We start from the raw sequence: 18,332 nt of genomic DNA on the forward strand, positions 1-18,332 counted from the left end.
CATGGCCCACACCGCGCCGCAGATTGCCTGGATGCCGGACCTGTGCCGGCTGCCACGCCTGGGCGCGATGCTCGGCCTGGCCGAGCTGGTGGTGCTGGTGGTGACCCTGGTGCCCGAAGCCGGCGTCGCGCGTAGCCTGACGCTGTCGCGCTTTGTCTCGGCCAGCGGCCTGGCGCTGTGGCTGGCCCTGGCGGTGAGCGTGCTGCTGTGCGTACTGCGGCCGTCCTTGTCGCGGCTGCCGCCACGGCTGGGCGGGCTGGCTGCGTTGTCGATCGCCGCAGTGGTCGCCATGCTGGGTGCTGGCATCGTGCATGGCCTGTACGCGGTGCTCGACCAGGCCCCGCTCGGCCCGCTGGTCGGGTTCTGGCGTTTTACGCTCGGCAGTGCGGCCACGGTGGTGCTGATCACCGCGCTGGCGCTGCGCTATTTCTACGTCAGCGATCGTTGGGAGGCGCAGGTGCAGGCCAACGCCCGCGCCGAAGCCGATGCGCTGCAGGCGCGCATCCGCCCGCATTTCCTCTTCAACAGCATGAACCTCATCGCCAGCCTGCTGCGGCGCGACCCGGTGGTGGCCGAACAGGCAGTGCTGGACCTGTCGGACCTGTTCCGCGCCGCGTTGGGGGCGGGCGAGGGTGTGTCCACGCTGCGCGCCGAATGCGAGCTGGCCGAGCGTTACCTGGCCATCGAATCGCTGCGCCTGGGCGATCGTCTGCAGGTGCGCTGGCACAAGCAGGAACCTCTGCCGTGGGCATTGCCGATGCCGCGGCTGGTGCTGCAGCCGCTGGTGGAAAACGCGGTGCTGCACGGGGTGTCGCGCATGCCCGAGGGCGGCACCTTGTACCTGTCGCTGCGGCAGCGCGGTAGCCAGTTGCAGATCCGCATCGTCAATCCGGCACCGCAGCCCGGCACTCAGGCGCCGCTGGTGGTGGCGGGCGCCGGGCATGCCCAGGCCAGCATCTCGCACCGGTTGGCGTTTCAATTCGGTGCCGGGGCACGGATGGCGGCCGGCTGGTCGGAGGGCTACTATGCCTGCGAGATCACATTACCGTTGAAGTGAGGGGGAATCACTTCAGCGAGGGGGATGTCCATGACGGCCACGCAAGTGCGGGTCCTGATCGCCGATGACGAGCCACTGGCGCGCGAGCGCCTGCGCCTGCTGCTGGGCGAGCATCTGCATGTGCAGGTGGTGGGCGAGGCCGAGAACGGCGAGCAGGTCCTGCGGCTGTGCGAGCAGCAGCAACCGGACCTGGTGCTGCTGGACATCGCCATGCCCGGGGTCGACGGCCTGGAAACCGCGCGCCTGCTGCGCCAGCGCCCGCAACCGCCGGCGGTGGTGTTCTGCACCGCCTACGACCAGCACGCACTGTCGGCCTTCGATGCGGCCGCACTGGACTACCTGATGAAACCCGTGCGCCCCGAGCGCCTTGCTGCCGCGCTGCAACGCGTGGCGACCTACCTGGCCGGGCGCACCCCCAGCCTCGCGCCGGCCGCGCCGCTGCGCACCCACCTGTGCGCGCGGCTGCGCGGCAGCCTGCGGTTGATCGCGATCCAGGACATCCGCTATCTGCAGGCGGAGGAGAAGTACGTCATCGTCCACCACGCCCGGGGCGAGGACCTCATCGAAGAGTCGCTCAAATCGCTGGAAGACGAATTCGCCGAGCGCCTGGTGCGCATCCACCGCAATTGCCTGGTCGCCCGCGAGGAGCTGGTGGAACTGCGCCGCAGCGGCGATGGCCAGGTGCATGCGGTGCTGCGCAACGTGCCGCAGACCCTGGAAGTGAGCCGGCGCTGTGTGGCCAGCCTGCGCGAACAACTGCGCCAGGTATGAGTTGGGCGTCGTGTCCGCGATAATGGCGGCATGACCACGCTGCGCATCGCCACCCGTAAGAGCCCGCTTGCCCTCTGGCAGAGCGAACACGTCGCCACCGCGCTGCGCCAGCACCACCCCGGGCTGGAGGTCGTGCTGGTGCCGATGAGCACCCGCGGCGATGAAGTGCTGGACCGCTCGCTGGCCGCCATCGGCGGCAAGGGCCTGTTCCTCAAGGAGCTGGAGCTGGCCATGCTGCGTGGCGATGCCGATTGCGCCGTGCACTCGCTCAAGGACGTGCCCATGGAGCTGGACGCGCCGTTCGTGCTGCCGGCCATCCTGGAACGCGGCGACCCGGCCGATGCGCTGGTGTCCAACCTCTACGCCACCTTGCAGGCCCTGCCGCTGGGCGCACGCGTGGGTACCTCGTCGTTGCGCCGCCAGGCGCAGTTGCGCGCTGCGCGCCCGGACCTGGAATTGATCGACCTGCGCGGCAACGTCAACACCCGCCTGGCCAAGCTCGACAACGGCGGCTACGACGCCATCGTGCTGGCCTGCGCCGGCCTGCAGCGGCTGGGCCTGGAAGCCCGCATCACTGCGCGGCTGGACGCACCGGAGTGGCTGCCGGCCCCGGCGCAAGGCGCGGTGGCGGTGGAATGCCGCGGCGACGATGCCCGCATCCACGACCTGCTGGCAGTGCTGGATGCTGGCCGCACGCGTGCCTGCGTGGAGGCCGAGCGCGCGATGAATCGCGCCCTGCACGGCAGTTGCCACGTGCCGGTGGCCGCCTTCGCGCGCTTGGAAGGCGAGGACCTGTTCCTGCAGGGCATGGTGGGCAGTGCCAGCGACGGCCGCCTGATCCACGCCGAGGCGCAGGGCAGCCCTGACGCCACCGAAGACCTCGGCCGCCGCGTCGCCGACGGCCTGTTCGAAAAGGGCGCCGCACAGCTGCTGGCGGAGCTGTAAGCGCTAGCCAGACCGTAGGAGCGGCCTTGGCCGCGACGCGTTACCGATCACGCTGACGCTGGCACTGGCACTTATCGGCAGGGCCCTCGCGGCCTAGGCCGCTCCTACGCTAGCGGTCCATGGCTGATGCATGGCCGATGACGAGACGCAGCCCTGCCCAAGACATCGGCGGCATCGCCGATCGCTTGTTCGAAGCGCGCGCTGCGCAGCTGCCGCGGAGCTGCAAGCCGCCAGCCAACTCGTAGGAGCGGCCTTGGCCGCGAACGCTTTACCGATAACACCGACGCTGACACCTGATCGGCAGAGCCCTCGCGGCCAAGGCCGCTCCTACGCCAGCGGTTCATTGTTGCTGCATGGCTGATGGCGAGATGCAGAGATTTGCCTAGGACATCACGTCATCGCCGATGGCGTACCCGAGGAGCGCCACCGTAGCTGCCGCGGCGCTGCAAGCCGCCAGCCATCTCGTAGGAGCGGCCTTGGCCGCGAACGCGTTACCGATAACACCTGCACGTAATCGATAAAAACCCTCGCAGCCAACGCTGCTCCTACGAAATGCGATTGCTTACTTGAACGTGTAGACCAGGTTCACCGTGGTCAGCGTGTCGGTCTTCTTGTCGCCCTCACTGACGTCGCTGTTGTGGCGCATCTGCCAGGCGGCCTTGAGTGCGAAGTGCGAATTCATACTGACTTGCACGCCGAAATCGTTCTGCGCGTAGGTGTTGTATTCGCCCGATTCCACCAGCAGCGTGTTGATCAGATCGGTGTTGTCGGTGACGGTGTATTTCAGGTCGAACAGACCACGGCCGATCAGCCCGGTCTCGTTGCGGTCGTCGTCGCTGTTGTGCGCGCGGCGGATACCCGGGCCGATCTGCGCGTCCAGATAAAAACGATCGGCATCGATCAGGCGCGTGCCATAACCGATACCAAAGGTGGCCAGGCGGTCGTAGGTGGCGAAGTCATCGTGTTCGTAGCGGCCGGTCGCGGTGAGCTGGCGGTGTTCGCCCAGCTGCAGCGCGCTGCCGGCACTGCCGGTGTAGCGCTCGGCGGTGGTCTGGCGCTCGCGCGTCACGCTGCCGTCGTCGTTGGTATTGGTGTATTCCGAGCTCGAGCGCAGCGCGGTGGCATCCAGGCTATGGATCCAGTCGCCATCGGTGTAGCGCAGGCGGATGCGCCCGTTGAGGCTGTCGGTGGTGCTGTTGCCGTGCGCGGACGCATAGCCGAGCTCGCCACTGCTGCCGCTCCAGGGGGAGGGCATCAAGGCAGCGGCCGGGTCTGCCGGCGCCGGTGCGACCGCCTGGGCCCAGACGGTGGGCGTGATCAACAACAGCGGCAACAGGGCAGACAACGGGGCACGGCGTGACATGGGCGGCACTCTTGGAGACGAAAGGGAGGGCAGAGAGGTGAAAGCGATTTCATGATAACGGACTGGGCGACCGCGTCAGGACCGGGTGAAGCCGCGCTTCATTGGCGGTTCGGGCGATCGGCGCGCCGCGCGCCCTGCGCCAAGCCGGGTAGGCAGGCCTTGCGCGGGGCGTGGATGCTCACCCCGCCGCGCGAAGACTCGGACATAATCAGCGCATGGACCGCTACGAACGTATCAACGCCCTGCATCGCCTGCTCAAGTCGGCCCGCTACCCGGTCACGGTGGCGCGCCTGCAAGATGAGCTGAGCTGTTCCCGCGCCACCGTTTACCGCGACCTGGCCTTTCTGCGCGATGCGCTGATGGCCCCGGTGGAGGGCGACGGCGAATCCGGCTTCCGCTATCTGTCTGGCGAAAGCGACCGCTTCGAGCTGCCGGGCCTGTGGCTGAGTTCCGAAGAACTGCACGCCTTGCTGGCCTCGCAGCAGCTGCTGTCGCGGACGGGCGGCGGCGTGCTGTCCTCGATGCTGGCACCGCTACAGCAGCGGATCGAAGGCCTGCTCGCCGCCCAGGCCGGCGTCTCGCAGTGGCCGGTGGACCGGGTCCGGGTGATCCCGCACCGCGGCCGCAAGCTCGACGAAGCCAGCTTCCGCAGCGTGGCTTCGGCGGTGCTGGAGCGCAAGCAGTTGAGTTTCGACTACCGCGCCCGCTCCACCGACGAATCGACCAAGCGCACGGTGTCGCCGCAGCGCATTACCCATTACCGCGACAACTGGTACCTGGATGCGTGGGACCACGGCCGCGAGGGCGTGCGCAGCTTTGCGGTGGACCGTATCAACCACGCGCGCATCATCGATACCACCGCGCGCGACGTGCCCGACAGCGAACTGGATGCGCAGCTGGGCGCCAGCTACGGCATTTTTTCGGGCGCGCCCAAGGGCTGGGCCACCATCGTGTTCAGCGCCAAGGCCGCGCGCTGGGTGGCCGACGAGCACTGGCATTCCAAGCAGCAAGGGCGCTTCCTGCCCGACGGCCGTTACGAACTGAAGGTGCCGTACAGCGTCTCGCGCGAGCTGCTGATGGATGTGCTGCACTACGGCTCGGACGCGGAAATCGTCGAGCCGATGTCGTTGCGCGAGCAGGCCAAATCGCTGCTATCGCTGGCGTTGAGTAATTACGACTAAGCGCGGCTAACGGAACGTAGCGGGCAGTTGTCAGGTGGGTGCGGGCGGCGCGGAAGAACCGGACCGTACGTGGATACATGCCGGTTTCGAGCACCGGCCGCGCGCCCTGGCGGCTGCGCAGTCGTTTTGATCGCGGCTCCAAGCCCGGCGGGCAACGCCGGGGAGCGCACGCTGGCATGGCCGCGTGCGCGGGCGCCAATCAGCGCTTGTCGGGGACTTCGAAGCCCAGCCGGCCTACTTGTTCGGGCAGCTGCGGCACGCGCTTGAGTTTGTCGGTGTAGATGGCGTAGTCGTCGCGCATCTTGTTGACCAGGGTGCGGTACTGGTCGCGGCTCATGTCCGGCTTGCGCGCGAAGATCCAGGCCAGGTCGCGGCCGGGGTAGGAGATCAGCATCCACGACCCGTCGGGCGCAATTTCCAGGATGCGCTGCTTGGCCGGAATGACCTTGTAGAACCACACCCGCCAATCGCGGTTGCCACTGTCCGCGTCCACCGAGGCGCGCGCGTTGACTTCCTTTTCCGGCTCCTCGAAGCCTTCGCGGTAGCGATAGCGCACCGCCACCTTGCCGTCTTCCACCAGGGTGTATTCGTCGCGGCTGGCGACATGGCCGCGCTCGACCGGGTTGGGCATGCGCGCAATCACATACCAGGTGCCCATGATCTTGGACAGGTCGATCGGCCGCTCCGTGGTCGGTGTGTCCTTGGCCTGCGCCGTGGGCAGGCCAAGCACGAGCAGGAAAGCGAGGGCGATCGAAACGGTCAGGCGCATCGCAAAGTCACAGAGGGTCAGTTGGGTCAGCACACTACCGCATGCAGGGGGCAAGTTCGCGTCAACGGTTGCGCCTGGCGTCGACAAACGCCGCTGGACCGGCCGGGCGCGCGTGCAGCCGGCCCAGTGGACGGCAGCCAGATGACGGAGCCGCGACAGTGGCGGCGCTGACCGCGGGCCGGTGGATGCAGCTGCGCATGCCGCATCAGCTTGATCTGGCTGATCAGCCCGCGTGACGGCGACGCGTTGGGGAGGGCTGGGGGCGGTTGATGCATGCAGTGGGACAGCGCCAGTGCTGGGGCCAGCCGCCGCCTGTCTTGGATGGCCCTGCGCATTGCGGCACTTAGGTAAAACTGCGCTACTGGCGACGCGTGGGTAACGGCCGTGGTGTGCGGTTGGTGCCGGAACCGGAAACCGCGCGAGTGCTGGTCCAACCAGGCTTGCTCGGCGTTGCGCGGCCTACGCACGGCGGAAGTCCATCAGTGGCGCAGCGGCGGCGGGAACACCGCGGGCCCCAGCCGCGAACGAGCAGCGCGCAGCGCCGCCGCCAGCCAGCCACACACGCGAAACGGCAGCGCGTCACCGGTGTCGCACAGGTCGCAGCCGGTGAGATGGCCGCAGGCAATTCTGCCGGCCTGTCCTCATCCATCCCGCCACGGAGTGCCGCCATGTCGCATCGCCTTTCCCGTCGTTCCGAAACTCCCGACCCACGCGTGCTGCGTCCGGTGCGTCAGGTCGCCCTGGCCGGGCTGGCCCTGGTGCTGGTGTGGCCGGCGGCGCGCGGCCACAGCGAGTGGATCGGCTGGTTGCCGCTGTGGCTGGTTGGTATGCCGATGCTGGCGTGGTGGAGCCTGTACCGGTTCGCCGTGCCGGCATTGCCGCGCCGGGGCGAGCGGCCAGCAAGAACACGGCGGCGGGGGCCGCAGGCGCAGCGCCGTCGCGTGGGTTCGCGCACGGCGACGCAGGTGCGCGCGGCCTGACCTTCGGCAGGGGAAGCCGCCGAACGGCTATGTTACGGTCCGGCGGCTCGCTTTTCTTAGGGAACCCCCATGTCCAAATTCGCCTCGATCTGCCTGGTTGCCGGCCTGATCACTGCTGGCGCCGTCTCTGCAGAGGAAACCGCCGTGTCCAATGATCCGTATGCCTGGCTGGAAGATGTCACCGGCGCCAAGCCGCTGGACTGGGTCAAGGCGCAGAACGCCAAGACCGAGGCGCGGCTGGCAGTGACCCCGGCCTTCAAGCAGATGGAATCGAGTATCCGCGAGGTGCTCGACTCGAATGCCAAGATTCCCGCCGTGCAGAAGATCGGCCCGTACTACTACAACTTCTGGAAGGACAAGCAGCACGAGCGCGGCCTGTGGCGGCGCACCACGCTGGACGAATACCGCAAGGCGGCGCCCAAGTGGGAAACCGTGCTGGACCTGGATGCGCTCAACAAGGCCGAGAAAGAGAACTGGGTCTGGCACGGCGCCGATTGCCTGCGCCCGGGCTACCAGCGCTGCCTGATCGCGCTGTCGCGCGGCGGTGCCGACGCGGACGTGACGCGTGAGTTCGACCTGTCCACCAAGCAGTGGGTCAAGGACGGGTTCTTCCGCCCCGAAGCCAAGGGCGGGCTGGGCTGGATCGATCAGGACACCGTCTACGTCTATACCGATTTCGGCGCCGGCGCGATGACCAGCTCCGGCTACCCGCGTATTGCCAAGCAGTGGAAGCGCGGCACGCCGCTGAGCACGGCCAAGGTGGTGTACGAGGGCAAGCCCACCGACATGTACATCATGGCGATGCACGACGACACGCCTGGATTCGAGCGTGATTTCGTCAGCCGCACGCTGGCCTTCTACAACGACGAGCTGTATTTCAAGAAGGCCGATGGCGCGCTGGTAAAGGTGGATGCGCCGAACTCCGCCAACAAGAGCGTCAAGCGCGAGTGGCTCACCCTGGAGCTGCGCGAGCCGTGGACGGTGGGTGGCAAGACCTACAAGGCCGGCTCGCTGCTGGCCACGCGCTTTGATGCCTTCATGCAGGGCAAGCGCGACTTCGATGTGCTGTTCGAGCCCACCGACACCACCTCGCTGGCCGGCATGACCTGGACGCGCTCGCACCTGGTGTTGAACGTGCTGGAGGACGTCAAGAACCGCCTGAGCGTGGTCACGCCCTCGCAGGATGGCTGGAAGAAAAGCGCCTTTGTCGGTGCACCAGCCTTTGGTACCGTGGATGTCGGCGCCGTGGACAGCGATGACAGCGATGCGTTGTGGCTGACCGCCACCGACTACCTCACGCCCACCACCTTGTCGTGGGTGGACGTGGGCACTGCGCCGCAACCGCTGAAGACCATGCCGGCGTTCTTCGATGCCGGCAAGGACAGCATCGAGCAGCACTTTGCCACCAGCAAGGATGGCACCCGCGTGCCGTACTTCCTGGTGCGGCCAAAGGATCTCAAGCTCGATGGCAGCGCGCCGACCCTGCTGTACGGCTATGGCGGTTTCGAGATCTCGATGACGCCGAATTATTCCGGCGCCCTCGGCCGTGCCTGGCTGGAGAAGGGCGGCGTTTACGTGGTGGCCAACATTCGCGGCGGTGGCGAATATGGCCCACGCTGGCACCAGGCCGCGCTCAAGCAGAACCGCCACAAGGCCTATGAAGACATGGCTGCGGTGGCCAAGGATCTGGTTGCGCGCAAGATCACCTCGACCAAGCACCTGGGCGTGCAGGGCGGCAGCAACGGCGGTCTGATGACCGGCAACATGCTGACCCAGTATCCGGAACTGTTCGGCGCGGTGGTGGTGCAAGTCCCGCTGCTGGACATGAAGCGCTACAGCCATCTGCTGGCCGGTGCCTCGTGGATGGCCGAGTACGGCAATCCTGACACCGACGACTGGAAATTCATCCAGACCTTCTCGCCGTATCACCTGTTCGATCCGAAGAAGACCTACCCGCCGGTGATCTTCCTGACCTCCACGCGCGATGACCGCGTGCATCCTGGCCACGCGCGCAAGATGGCCGCCAAGATGATCGAGGCTGGCAAGGACGTGACCTACTACGAGAACATCGAAGGCGGCCATGGCGGCGCAGCCAACAATGCGCAGGCGGCGCATATGTCGGCGCTGGCCTACAGCTTCCTGTGGGAGCGTTTAGCGGATTGAGGCGTCCATGCCCACCATGCGGGGATAAGGCTAGCTTTCCACCACTATCAAAATATTCAAAAATATGCGAACTCAATGGTGATTGCGTCCTTTGTGCATCGGGTGTAAAAAATAATGGGGCGCGTCGCTGTGAGGCGTCCCGAGTCCACCTCCCCTCTATCTCCAGAGGAGAATGCTGCAAAATAAAAATCCCTTGATAGGAGCTATTATGAAAATCCTGAATATCGCAGTGGGAGCATGCTTTTTTTTTCATCGCTTCAGGTGTCATTGCTCAAAATGTAAGTTTGTCTAACAACGCTTTAGATACATCCATGGATCGGAGGCTATTGGAACAGGAAGTCGCTCCAATACGCTCTCGAGCGGAACTGCAGGAATATCTAAAATTTATGCCGGCTCAATCGCCCCTGAAGTATTTATCTCCTTCAAATAGAGAGCGATTTCTGAATAGTCTTGTTTTTTCAGAGAGCGGCTTGGCAAGTTATTCCTATCAAGATTTGGAAATGGAACTGAATGCGCTTGAGGCATATAAGGTTCTATCGCTGTTCGGCCAGCAGGCAACAGTCGCGCTTATTCCCGGGTTGAGGCAGTCAGATGGGTTTAGCAAGGCGATCATGTCGTCCGTCGATTCTCGGGAGCCCGTAAATGCAATCAGTGGTGAATACAGGCCGGATGCCAGCAAAGATCCAGATTATCCTGATTATGCATGCGTAGCTAAGGCTACCTGCGGTCAGTCAATGGGAAAGATTTGCATCGGTGCCAATTGCTAGTCAATTCCAAGGCCGGCTTCCGCCAGATCCCATCGAATTGGGGTCTGGCGCTTCGCGAATTCCCAACACACTGGAGAGCAGTGCCATGTCGATTGGCCATTGTCGGTTCCGCTGGTTTTTTATCTCGACAGTACTGCTCATTAGCTCTGTGGCGTGGGCGCAACCCTCGGTTGACGTGTTGAATGACGCTTACGATCGCCTGGTGGCGCTGGACGAGGCGACCCTGAGCCTGCCACGCAAGGATCGCCTGCAACGCTTGGCGGACGCCTATAACGCAGCGTTTGCGCCGGTACTCGACTCTCCACGCCTTGCCGACGTCCCCAGGGCGGGCTTGGAAACATTGTCGCGGGCAAGCCAGCGCCTTGCCTATTACACTGACGACGAGCGCTATTTGCAGCAAATGATCGAAGTCATGGAAGCATTTGGCGACACTGCCGGGCCTGATGTGCTGAAGCGCTATCATCAGACGCTTGTCCAGTTTCGTCGCTTTGCGGACGCAGACCAACTGGCAGGTGCCCATCCCGGCATTGAATTTGAACCGGTACCCGATGTGGTCAGGGCGGGGCCTACGGTTAGGCCCAATGCCTATGCCATTGATCAAGGCAAGAGGCGGCTGCGCGAAATCCAGATTCCGTTGCGCGGAGACATACTGGTCGTGGTCGTCCATCCGCATTGCAGATTTTCAGTGAGAGCCATGGACGATCTGAGGCATCATCCGCTCTTGCAAGGGGTCCACCTTGTATGGCTTGCGCCTGTTGGGCTGCGTCTTGATTATGAGGTACTTGAAGCTTGGAATAAGACGCATACGGATCAATCCATCGTACTGGCACGCCACACGGCGGATTGGTCAATGATCAACAGTTGGGGTACACCGACCTTCTATCTGATGCACGACGGAAAGATGGTTGCCAATTTTTCCGGCTGGCCGCACGAGGGAAATTGGCTGGAGTTGTGGGCGCTGCTCGGCAAACGGTCCGACGGGCGCATCGAGTTGGCGGCTACGGCACACAATGACGCGGGCCAGAGTAGGCCAGTCAAGTAGGCACGCAGACTGCACTGTCAGCGGGGTGGCGTTAGCCCGTCTCGTATCTCCGTTCAGATGTGCCGTAACCCACGCGCAATGCGCTCCACCGCCTGCTCAAGGCGCGGCAGGCTCTGCGTATAGGCGATGCGGACGTGCTGGTTGGCGCGGTGGAAGCCGAAGTCGATGCCGGGAGTGAAGGCAACATGCTCGGTTTCCAGGAAGTGCGTACAGAAGGCCTGCGCGTCCTTGGAGAATGCGCTGATGTCGGCATACAGATAGAACGCGCCTTGTGGCTCGACGGCGATGTCGAAGCCCAGTGCGCGCAGTGCAGGCAACAGGTAATCGCGGCGTTGCTGGAACTCGGCGCGGCGCGCTTCGAAGATGGCGATGCTCTCGGGCGTGAAGCAGGCCAGGGCCGCATGCTGGGCGATGGACGAGGCGCTGATGTAGAGGTTCTGCGCGAGTTTTTCCAACTCGGGCACCGCAGAGGGTGGGGCGATCAGCCAGCCCAGGCGCCAGCCGGTCATGCCGAAGTATTTGGAAAAACTGTTCAGCACGAATGCGCTGTCATCCACTTCCAGCACGCTGTGCGCGTCCAGGCCGTAGGTCAGGCCGTGGTAGATCTCATCCACCACCAGGTGGCCACCACGCGCCTGCAAGGCCTGCGACAAGGCGGCCAACTGCGCACGCGAGAGCACGCTGCCGGTGGGGTTGGCCGGTGAGGCCACCAACGCGCCAACGCTGTCGGCCGTCCAGCAGGCATCCACCAGCGCCGGGGTCAGTTGGTAGTCGCTGTCCGGGCCCACCGGCACCAGCTGCGCGCCACCTTCGACCAGGCGCAGGAAGTGACGGTTGCACGGATACCCCGGGTCGGCGAGCAACCAATGCTTGCTCGGGTCGACCAACAGGCTGCTGGCCAGCAGCAAGGCGCCGGAGCCGCCCGGGGTGACCAGCACGCGCTCGGGATCGACGCGGCAGCCGTAACGCTGCGCGTAAAACCCGGCAATTGCCTCGCGCAACGCGGGCAGCCCGCGTGCGGCGGTGTAACGGGTGTGGCCTGCGGCCAATGCAGCCTGGCCGGCGGCCACCACGGGCGCAGCGGTGGTGAAGTCCGGCTCGCCGATTTCCAGGTGGATGACATCGTGGCCGGCCTGTTCCAGTGCGTTGGCGCGTGCCAGCAGGGCCATCACATGGAAGGGCGCGATGTCCTGGCTGCGGCGGCTATAGCCGGACACGGGCGAAAGCAGTGAGTCCATTGCGAAGATGATAGACCAGCATGACCTCGGACACATGACGCTCCCCGGCGGCCTCTTCCACACTCGCGCGCTGGGATGGCATTGCGTTCATCCAACGGACCCCAATCTGATGAAACCTGTCCTGACCTTGTTGATCGCCAGCCTGATGACCAGCTCTGTTCCTTCCGCACTTGCCGCCCTCCCGACGCCGCCGGACGTGGCCAAGCATCCGCACGTGGTCAAGGCCCCGTTCGGTGCCACCCGTAACGATGACTACTACTGGCTGCGCGACGACAAGCGTGAGAACAAGGCCATGCTGGCGTATCTCAACGCCGAAAACACCTACGCCGACGCCTTGATGGCGCCGCTGAAGCCGCTGGAAGACACGCTGTATACCGAGATCGTCGGGCGCATCAAGCAGGACGATGCCAGCGTGCCGTACCGCGAGCGTGGCTACTGGTATTACACGCGCTACGAGGCCGGCAAGGACTACCCGATCCAGGCGCGCCGCAAGGGCAGCATGGACGCACCGGAAGAGATCCTGCTCAACGTCAACACCCTGGCCGAGGGCAAGGGCTACTTCAGTGTTGGCGATGCCGAAGTCAGCCAGGACAACCGCATCCTGGCCTGGGCCGACGATGCAGTGGGCCGCCAGCAGTACACCATCCGTTTCAAGAACCTGGAGACCGGCGAGGTCTATCCGGACACCGTGGAAGGCGTCTCCGCCAACGTGGTGTGGGCCGACGACAACAAGACCTTGTTCTATGTGGAAAACGACCCGGAAACGCTGCTGACCGTGCGCGTCAAGAAGCACGTGCTCGGCACGCCGGCCAAGGACGACGTGCTGGTCTACGAGGAAAAGGACGACAGCTTCTACATGGGCATCTCCCGCACCCGCGACGACAAGTACATCGTCATCGGCGTGGAGAGCACGGTGTCCTCGGAAACCCGCTACGCGCCGGCCGACAAACCCGAGACCTTCACCGTGCTGGCCAAGCGCGAGCGCGACGTCGAATACCACCCGGAGCATTTCGGTGGCCGCTGGGTGATCCGCACCAATGCCGATGGCGCCAAGAACTTCAAGCTGGTCACCGCGCCCACCAATGCGACCACGCGCAAGCAGTGGACCGACTGGGTGGCGCACGACCCGAACGTGTATATCGAAAGCTACGCACTGTTCGATGGCTTCACCGCCATCGAAGAACGGTCCGGTGGCCTGGAGCGCGTCCGCCTGCTCAAGCGCGATGGCAGCCACGAGTACGTCAAGACCGACGAGTCGGCGTATTCGATGGGGTTGTCGGTCAACTCCGAGCCGGACACCGCGTGGTTGCGCTACACCTACACCTCGCTGACCACACCGGCCACCACCTACGAACTCAATACCCAGACCGGCGAGCGCAAGCTGCTCAAGCAGCAGCCGGTGATCGGTTACGACGCCGGCAACTACGTGACCGAACGCGTCTGGGTGACCGCGCGCGACGGCGTGAAGCTGCCGGTGTCGTTGGTCTACAAGAAAGGCTTCAAGAAAGACGGCACTGCCGCGTTGTTCCAGTACGCGTACGGCAGCTACGGCATGTCGATGGACCCGGCGTTCAACCTGCCGGCGGTGAGCCTGCTGGATCGCGGCGTGGTGTATGCCATCGCGCACATCCGTGGTGGCCAGGAAATGGGCCGGCAGTGGTATGACGACGGCAAGCTGCTGCACAAGCAGAACACCTTCAACGACTTTGTCGACATCACCCGCGGCCTGGTGGCACAGGGCTACGCCGCCAAGGACCGCGTTGCGGCTTCCGGCGGCAGCGCAGGCGGCCTGCTGATGGGCGCGGTGGCCAACATGGCCCCGCAGGACTACCGGGTGATGGTGGCGCAGGTGCCGTTCGTGGACGTGGTCACCACCATGCTCGATGCCAGCATCCCGCTGACCACCAACGAATACGATGAATGGGGCAACCCGGAAACCAAGGATTACTACGATTACATGCTGTCGTATTCCCCGTACGACAACGTGCGCAAGCAGGCCTACCCGGCGATGTTCGTCGGAACCGGCCTGTGGGATTCGCAGGTGCAGTACTGGGAACCGGCCAAGTGGGTCGCCAAGCTCCGCGACGACAACACCGGCACCTACCCGATCGTCTTCCGCACCAACATGGAAGCCGGCCACGGCGGCAAATCCGGCCGCTTCCGCCGCTACCGCGAACTGGCCGAATCGTATGCCTTCGTGCTGGACCAGCTGGGCGTCAAATAGTTGAGGGGCGGGGATTGGGGAGTTGGGATTTGGGATTCGTAAGAGCAGATCGCGCGGGCTTTTAGCGATTAGCTATTTGCTTGGATGTCAGGGGACGGTGGATGCGGGAGGCTGGTGTTGCCTCCGCCTCCGCCTCCGCCTCCGCCTCCACTTCCCACTTCCCACTTTACGTCGTCCTTCTTTCTGTTCCCTTGTCGCTTCTGCTTCCTGCTTCGCTGCCCGCCGTCCCACCTAGCGTTTTTCCTCACCGTTTTTTCGTTTTTGTCTCCTGCTCCTGCTCTTGCTCTCGCTTTTGCTGATGCTCTCGCTCCACCAACGTCGCCTTAAAGCGAGCCGAGCACCGCAGCCGCGCGGGGCCGAAGAGGCGCCCTTGTCTGAGCGCAGCGAGTTTGGGCGCCGTGCCACGCGTGGTGAGGAGCGCAGGGCACCGGTGCGGCTTCATCGCACCGGATCGCGTCGGCGACAGCGGTTTTGGTTCCTTTTGCCAAGACAAAAGGAACTCGCGCCACAGGCGCGAAAGCTCTGCACTTGCTCTTGCACAAGCGCACCCCACACCCACCTGCAACAAAAACCATCCACCCACCAACCCCCACCACTGGCCGTATCATTCCCCCATGACGCGACCGAACCGATTCCGCTGGGCGTGGTGGCTGCTGGCCTATGCCAGCTTGGCCACCGGCATTGTCGGCATCTTCGTCCCAGGCCTGCCCACCACCGTATTCGTGCTGATCTCCGCCTGGGCCGCCTCGCGCGGCTCCGAACGCCTGCACCGCTGGCTGCTGGCGCACCCGCGCTTTGGCCCGGCCATCGTCGAATGGCAGACCTATCGCGCGGTGAGCCGCAAGGCCAAATGGATGGCGACCCTTACCATGACCATCTGCGCGGCCATCATGCTGTGGTGCGTGCCGGTGCTGTGGGTCAAATGCCTGTCGATCGGCAGCATGGCGGTGGTGGCCATCTGGCTGTGGCTGCGCCCGGAGCCGCCGCCGCGCGCATTGCAAACGCCTGCGCCGCACTGAGCGCACGGCAGTCAGGGTGTTCTGGCTATACTCCGGTGCATGAGCATTATGTCCCGACCGTCTGTTCGTCTCGCACTGGTGGGTGCGACCCTCGTCCTGCTCGCCGCCTGCGGCAACAAGGGCCCGCTGGTGATGCCGCAGAAGCCGGTGCCGGTAGAGGCCCAGCCCGTGCTGCAGCCGCCGGATGCACCGCAACCGTTGGACGAATCGCAGACGCCTGCGCCCGCGCCGGCCGACAGCACCACCCAGCCCGCGCCGACCACGCCGACCACGGATCAGCCCGCCAGCAGCGGCAATGAGCGCTGACGTCCACACCGGGCGCTTGCGTTTCACCAAGATGCATGGCGCCGGCAACGATTTCGTGGTGCTGGATCTGCGCGATGGCACGCCGCCGCCCGATGCCAGCCTGGCCGCGCGGTTGGCGGATCGTCATTTCGGTGTGGGCTGCGACCAGATCCTGACCATCGAAGCGCCACGCAGTGCCGAGGCGGTGGCCGCCTACCGCATCTGGAATTCCGACGGATCACACTCGCAGCAGTGCGGCAATGGCGCGCGCTGTGTGGCCGCGTGGCTGGTGCGCGAGGGCACCGCGCAGGGCGATGTCTTCACCATCGACAGCCCCTTCACCGCGCACCGCGTCGAGCGATTGGACGCGGGCACATATTCGGTGGCGATGGGCGTACCGCAGTTCGAGCCTACGCAGATTCCGCTGGCCGGCTTTGCCCATGCGCGCGACGAATACGCGCTGCCCGTGCACGGAGAAACCGTGCGCTTTGGCGCGGTGTCGATGGGCAACCCGCACGCGGTGGTGGAAGTTGGCCGGGTCGATGCGGCCCCGGTGGAGCGGGTGGGTGCGTTGCTGCAACAGAACGCGGCGTTTCCCGAATCGGTCAATGTCGGGTTTGCACAGGTGGTGGACCCGGCGCATGTGCGGTTGCGCGTGTACGAGCGCGGCGTTGGCGAAACGCTCGCCTGCGGCAGCGGTGCGTGCGCAGCCGCGGTGGTGCTGATGCATCGGGGCCGTGTCGAGCGCGATGTGCGGGTGTCCTTGCCGGGTGGCGAATTGCGGATCCGCTGGGCCGGCGAGCAGGCGCAGGTGGTGATGTCCGGGCCTGCCGTGTTCGTCTTCGATGGAGAGTGGAACCAATGAGCGAGATCGACAAACTCGGCGCGCATGACGTCGCCAACTGGCTGCGTCGCCATCCGACCTTCCTCAAGCAGTTCCCGGATCTGGCGGTAAGCCTGCTGGTGCCGCGCGACGACGGCCCCACCGCCTCCCTGGCCACGTACCAGCTGGAAGTGCTACGCGACAAGAACCGCGAGTTGTCGCGGCGCCTGCACGAACTGGGCAGCAATGCGCAGGTCAACGAACGGCTGGCGGTGCGCACGCATCAACTGACGCTCGCGCTGATGCGCCAGGCCACCCCGGCCGACACGCTCAAGGCGATGGCCGCGTCGTTGGCGGAAGATTTCAATGGCGAACTGGTGCGGCTGGTGTTGCTGCAACCGGTCGCCGGGCTGGAGGCAGACTGGTTGCAGGTGATGGCGGCCGATGACGCGCGCCTGGCGCCATTTCGCGATTGCCTCACCGATGGCGAGCCGATCTGCGGCCGCCTGCAAGCCGAAAAACACGCCCTGTTGTACGGCGCGCACGCCGGCGAGGTGCAATCCACCGCGTTGCTGCCGTTGCCGGGCATCGGCCTGATCGCGGTGGGCAGCAGCGACGCCAATCGGTTCTACCCGGGCATGGGCACGTTGTTCCTGCGCATGATGGGCGAATCCCTGGTGGTGGCACTGCAGCGCTTCGATGCCTGAGACAGCGCCGCCGGTTGCGGATGCGCGGGGTTCCTCGCCGAAAGCGACGACCGGGCCCGGCGCAGATGCAACGTTGTCTGCGGTAGAGCCCTTCCTGGCGCATCTGCAGATCGAACGGCAAGTCTCGGCACATACGCTGGATGCCTACCGGCGCGATCTTGCCGCGCTGATCGGTTGGGCAAGTGCGCAGGGCAGCGAGGATGTCGCGCAGCTCGACAGCGCGCAGCTGCGGCAATTTGTCACTGCCGAACACCGGCGCGGGTTGTCGCCGAAGAGCCTGCAGCGTCGCCTGTCGGCTTGCCGCAGTTATTACGCGTGGTTGCTCAAGCATGGCCGCATCGCGACCAGCCCTGCGGCTGCGTTGCGTGCGCCCAAGGCGCCGCGCAAATTGCCGCAGGTGCTGGATGCCGATGAAGCGGTGCGGCTGGTGGAAGTGCCAACCGACGCGCCGCTGGGCCTGCGCGACCGCGCTTTGCTGGAGCTGTTCTATTCCTCCGGGCTGCGCCTGAGCGAGCTGTGCGCCTTGCGCTGGCGCGATCTGGATCTGGACAGCGGCCTGGTCACGGTGCTCGGCAAAGGCGGCAAGCAACGCCTGGTGCCGGTGGGGTCGCATGCGGTGACGGCCTTGCGCGCCTGGCAGCGCGACAGCGGCGGCAGCGCGCAAACGCATGTCTTCCCGGGGCGTGCGGGCGGTGCGATCTCGCAACGCGCGGTGCAGATCCGCATCAAGCAGCTGGCGGTGCGCCAGGGCATGTTCAAGCACGTGCATCCGCACATGCTGCGCCACAGTTTTGCCAGCCACATCCTGGAATCCTCCGGCGACCTGCGCGGTGTGCAGGAGTTGCTGGGGCATTCGGATATCGCCACCACGCAGATCTATACCCATCTGGATTTCCAGCATCTGGCCAAGGTCTACGACGCTGCGCATCCGCGGGCGAAGCGCAAGAAGGCGACGGAATGAGTGCGCGCCTCTGCGCGTGAGTGTGAGAGACGTCATC

Annotated in this window: 17 protein-coding genes and 1 other RNA gene; 14 read left to right on the plus strand and 4 right to left on the minus strand. The window is 65.1% G+C overall.

Going from position 1 to position 18,332, the window contains the following annotated elements:
• The first annotated feature begins 1 nt into the window (after window position 1).
• The 3 genes from ACCQ09_RS03285 to hemC are packed head-to-tail and all read left to right on the plus strand — an operon-like array spanning window position 2 to window position 2,773.
• On the plus strand, window positions 2-1,057 hold the full coding sequence (locus tag ACCQ09_RS03285) for a sensor histidine kinase (protein WP_040940577.1): 1,056 nt from the start codon (window positions 2-4) through the stop codon (window positions 1,055-1,057).
• A 30-nt stretch (window positions 1,058-1,087) separates the two neighbouring features.
• Complete coding sequence (locus tag ACCQ09_RS03290) at window positions 1,088-1,828, plus strand: LytR/AlgR family response regulator transcription factor (protein WP_040942222.1); 741 nt, start codon at window positions 1,088-1,090, stop codon at window positions 1,826-1,828.
• A gap of 30 nt (window positions 1,829-1,858) precedes the next feature.
• Window positions 1,859-2,773: a hydroxymethylbilane synthase gene (hemC, locus tag ACCQ09_RS03295; protein WP_040940578.1), complete on the plus strand. Its 915-nt coding sequence runs from the start codon at window positions 1,859-1,861 to the stop codon at window positions 2,771-2,773.
• Between the two features lie 562 nt (window positions 2,774-3,335).
• Here hemC and ACCQ09_RS03300 read toward each other — a convergent pair.
• Entirely contained in the window at window positions 3,336-4,136 is an 801-nt protein-coding gene (locus tag ACCQ09_RS03300) for a DUF481 domain-containing protein (RefSeq protein WP_012437324.1), read from the minus strand.
• Between the two features lie 215 nt (window positions 4,137-4,351).
• On the opposite strand from ACCQ09_RS03300, the gene ACCQ09_RS03305 reads away from it, so the two are divergent.
• Window positions 4,352-5,317 carry a helix-turn-helix transcriptional regulator gene (locus ACCQ09_RS03305; RefSeq protein ID WP_011038601.1) on the plus strand — a complete coding sequence of 322 codons (966 nt, stop codon included), beginning with the start codon at window positions 4,352-4,354 and terminating at the stop codon, window positions 5,315-5,317.
• Window positions 5,318-5,321: 4 nt separating this feature from the next.
• On the opposite strand, the gene ACCQ09_RS03310 is transcribed toward ACCQ09_RS03305, so the two are convergent.
• Window positions 5,322-5,396, minus strand: a non-coding RNA gene (locus ACCQ09_RS03310) — sX9 sRNA.
• A gap of 120 nt (window positions 5,397-5,516) precedes the next feature.
• Window positions 5,517-6,086: a lipocalin family protein gene (locus ACCQ09_RS03315; protein ID WP_011038600.1), complete on the minus strand. Its 570-nt coding sequence runs from the start codon at window positions 6,084-6,086 to the stop codon at window positions 5,517-5,519.
• A gap of 668 nt (window positions 6,087-6,754) precedes the next feature.
• Here ACCQ09_RS03315 and ACCQ09_RS03320 point away from each other — a divergent pair.
• From ACCQ09_RS03320 to ACCQ09_RS03335, 4 genes are all read left to right on the plus strand, one after another.
• The gene (locus tag ACCQ09_RS03320; protein WP_011038599.1) at window positions 6,755-7,066 is read left to right on the plus strand and encodes a membrane protein; all 312 of its coding nucleotides are present in this window, start codon (window positions 6,755-6,757) and stop codon (window positions 7,064-7,066) included.
• A 69-nt stretch (window positions 7,067-7,135) separates the two neighbouring features.
• Window positions 7,136-9,229, plus strand: coding sequence for a prolyl oligopeptidase family serine peptidase (locus tag ACCQ09_RS03325; protein WP_228428302.1), 2,094 nt, complete (start codon window positions 7,136-7,138; stop codon window positions 9,227-9,229).
• Window positions 9,230-9,555: 326 nt separating this feature from the next.
• Window positions 9,556-9,996 carry a hypothetical protein gene (locus ACCQ09_RS03330; protein WP_228428301.1) on the plus strand — a complete coding sequence of 147 codons (441 nt, stop codon included), beginning with the start codon at window positions 9,556-9,558 and terminating at the stop codon, window positions 9,994-9,996.
• Window positions 9,997-10,081: 85 nt separating this feature from the next.
• On the plus strand, window positions 10,082-11,038 hold the full coding sequence (locus ACCQ09_RS03335; RefSeq protein ID WP_228428300.1) for a hypothetical protein: 957 nt from the start codon (window positions 10,082-10,084) through the stop codon (window positions 11,036-11,038).
• Between the two features lie 53 nt (window positions 11,039-11,091).
• On the opposite strand, the gene ACCQ09_RS03340 is transcribed toward ACCQ09_RS03335, so the two are convergent.
• On the minus strand, window positions 11,092-12,276 hold the full coding sequence (locus ACCQ09_RS03340) for a pyridoxal phosphate-dependent aminotransferase (RefSeq protein WP_016944789.1): 1,185 nt from the start codon (window positions 12,274-12,276) through the stop codon (window positions 11,092-11,094).
• Window positions 12,277-12,385: 109 nt separating this feature from the next.
• Between ACCQ09_RS03340 and ACCQ09_RS03345 the strand changes: the two genes are divergently transcribed.
• The 6 genes from ACCQ09_RS03345 to xerC all read left to right on the plus strand — a co-directional run bounded on the left by ACCQ09_RS03345 (window position 12,386) and on the right by xerC (window position 18,295).
• Window positions 12,386-14,500, plus strand: a complete 2,115-nt coding sequence (locus ACCQ09_RS03345; protein ID WP_040940581.1) for a S9 family peptidase — start codon at window positions 12,386-12,388, stop codon at window positions 14,498-14,500.
• Between the two features lie 614 nt (window positions 14,501-15,114).
• Entirely contained in the window at window positions 15,115-15,519 is a 405-nt protein-coding gene (locus tag ACCQ09_RS03350) for a YbaN family protein (RefSeq protein WP_040940617.1), read from the plus strand.
• A 39-nt stretch (window positions 15,520-15,558) separates the two neighbouring features.
• Window positions 15,559-15,825, plus strand: coding sequence for an LPS translocon maturation chaperone LptM (gene lptM / locus ACCQ09_RS03355; RefSeq protein WP_040940618.1), 267 nt, complete (start codon window positions 15,559-15,561; stop codon window positions 15,823-15,825).
• Window positions 15,815-16,669 (plus strand): diaminopimelate epimerase, encoded by an 855-nt coding sequence (gene dapF, locus ACCQ09_RS03360; RefSeq protein WP_040940619.1) that lies wholly within the window; start codon window positions 15,815-15,817, stop codon window positions 16,667-16,669. Before lptM ends, dapF begins: the two co-directional genes overlap by 11 nt.
• Complete coding sequence (locus tag ACCQ09_RS03365; RefSeq protein WP_016944790.1) at window positions 16,666-17,334, plus strand: DUF484 family protein; 669 nt, start codon at window positions 16,666-16,668, stop codon at window positions 17,332-17,334. The genes dapF and ACCQ09_RS03365 overlap by 4 nt, the downstream gene beginning before the upstream one ends.
• Complete coding sequence (gene xerC / locus ACCQ09_RS03370) at window positions 17,327-18,295, plus strand: tyrosine recombinase XerC (RefSeq protein WP_080640009.1); 969 nt, start codon at window positions 17,327-17,329, stop codon at window positions 18,293-18,295. Before ACCQ09_RS03365 ends, xerC begins: the two co-directional genes overlap by 8 nt.
• Window positions 18,296-18,332: the final 37 nt, after the last annotated feature.

Origin of the sequence: Xanthomonas sp. NCPPB 2586, from assembly GCF_041475775.2 — a bacterium.
Lineage (GTDB): Bacteria > Pseudomonadota > Gammaproteobacteria > Xanthomonadales > Xanthomonadaceae > Xanthomonas > Xanthomonas campestris.

What these genes read in the sequence shown, in the direction of transcription:
- ACCQ09_RS03285 (WP_040940577.1), top strand. Translation starts at nt 2, where the DNA reads ATGGCCCACACCGCGCCGCAGATTGCCTGGATGCCGGACCTGTGCCGG.
- ACCQ09_RS03305 (WP_011038601.1), top strand. Translation starts at nt 4,352, where the DNA reads ATGGACCGCTACGAACGTATCAACGCCCTGCATCGCCTGCTCAAGTCG.
- ACCQ09_RS03290 (WP_040942222.1), top strand. Translation starts at nt 1,088, where the DNA reads ATGACGGCCACGCAAGTGCGGGTCCTGATCGCCGATGACGAGCCACTG.
- lptM (WP_040940618.1), top strand. Translation starts at nt 15,559, where the DNA reads ATGAGCATTATGTCCCGACCGTCTGTTCGTCTCGCACTGGTGGGTGCG.
- ACCQ09_RS03365 (WP_016944790.1), top strand. Translation starts at nt 16,666, where the DNA reads ATGAGCGAGATCGACAAACTCGGCGCGCATGACGTCGCCAACTGGCTG.
- ACCQ09_RS03340 (WP_016944789.1), bottom strand. Translation starts at nt 12,276, where the DNA reads ATGGACTCACTGCTTTCGCCCGTGTCCGGCTATAGCCGCCGCAGCCAG.
- ACCQ09_RS03345 (WP_040940581.1), top strand. Translation starts at nt 12,386, where the DNA reads ATGAAACCTGTCCTGACCTTGTTGATCGCCAGCCTGATGACCAGCTCT.
- ACCQ09_RS03350 (WP_040940617.1), top strand. Translation starts at nt 15,115, where the DNA reads ATGACGCGACCGAACCGATTCCGCTGGGCGTGGTGGCTGCTGGCCTAT.
- ACCQ09_RS03315 (WP_011038600.1), bottom strand. Translation starts at nt 6,086, where the DNA reads ATGCGCCTGACCGTTTCGATCGCCCTCGCTTTCCTGCTCGTGCTTGGC.
- ACCQ09_RS03335 (WP_228428300.1), top strand. Translation starts at nt 10,082, where the DNA reads ATGTCGATTGGCCATTGTCGGTTCCGCTGGTTTTTTATCTCGACAGTA.
- ACCQ09_RS03300 (WP_012437324.1), bottom strand. Translation starts at nt 4,136, where the DNA reads ATGTCACGCCGTGCCCCGTTGTCTGCCCTGTTGCCGCTGTTGTTGATC.
- xerC (WP_080640009.1), top strand. Translation starts at nt 17,327, where the DNA reads ATGCCTGAGACAGCGCCGCCGGTTGCGGATGCGCGGGGTTCCTCGCCG.
- hemC (WP_040940578.1), top strand. Translation starts at nt 1,859, where the DNA reads ATGACCACGCTGCGCATCGCCACCCGTAAGAGCCCGCTTGCCCTCTGG.
- ACCQ09_RS03325 (WP_228428302.1), top strand. Translation starts at nt 7,136, where the DNA reads ATGTCCAAATTCGCCTCGATCTGCCTGGTTGCCGGCCTGATCACTGCT.
- dapF (WP_040940619.1), top strand. Translation starts at nt 15,815, where the DNA reads ATGAGCGCTGACGTCCACACCGGGCGCTTGCGTTTCACCAAGATGCAT.
- ACCQ09_RS03320 (WP_011038599.1), top strand. Translation starts at nt 6,755, where the DNA reads ATGTCGCATCGCCTTTCCCGTCGTTCCGAAACTCCCGACCCACGCGTG.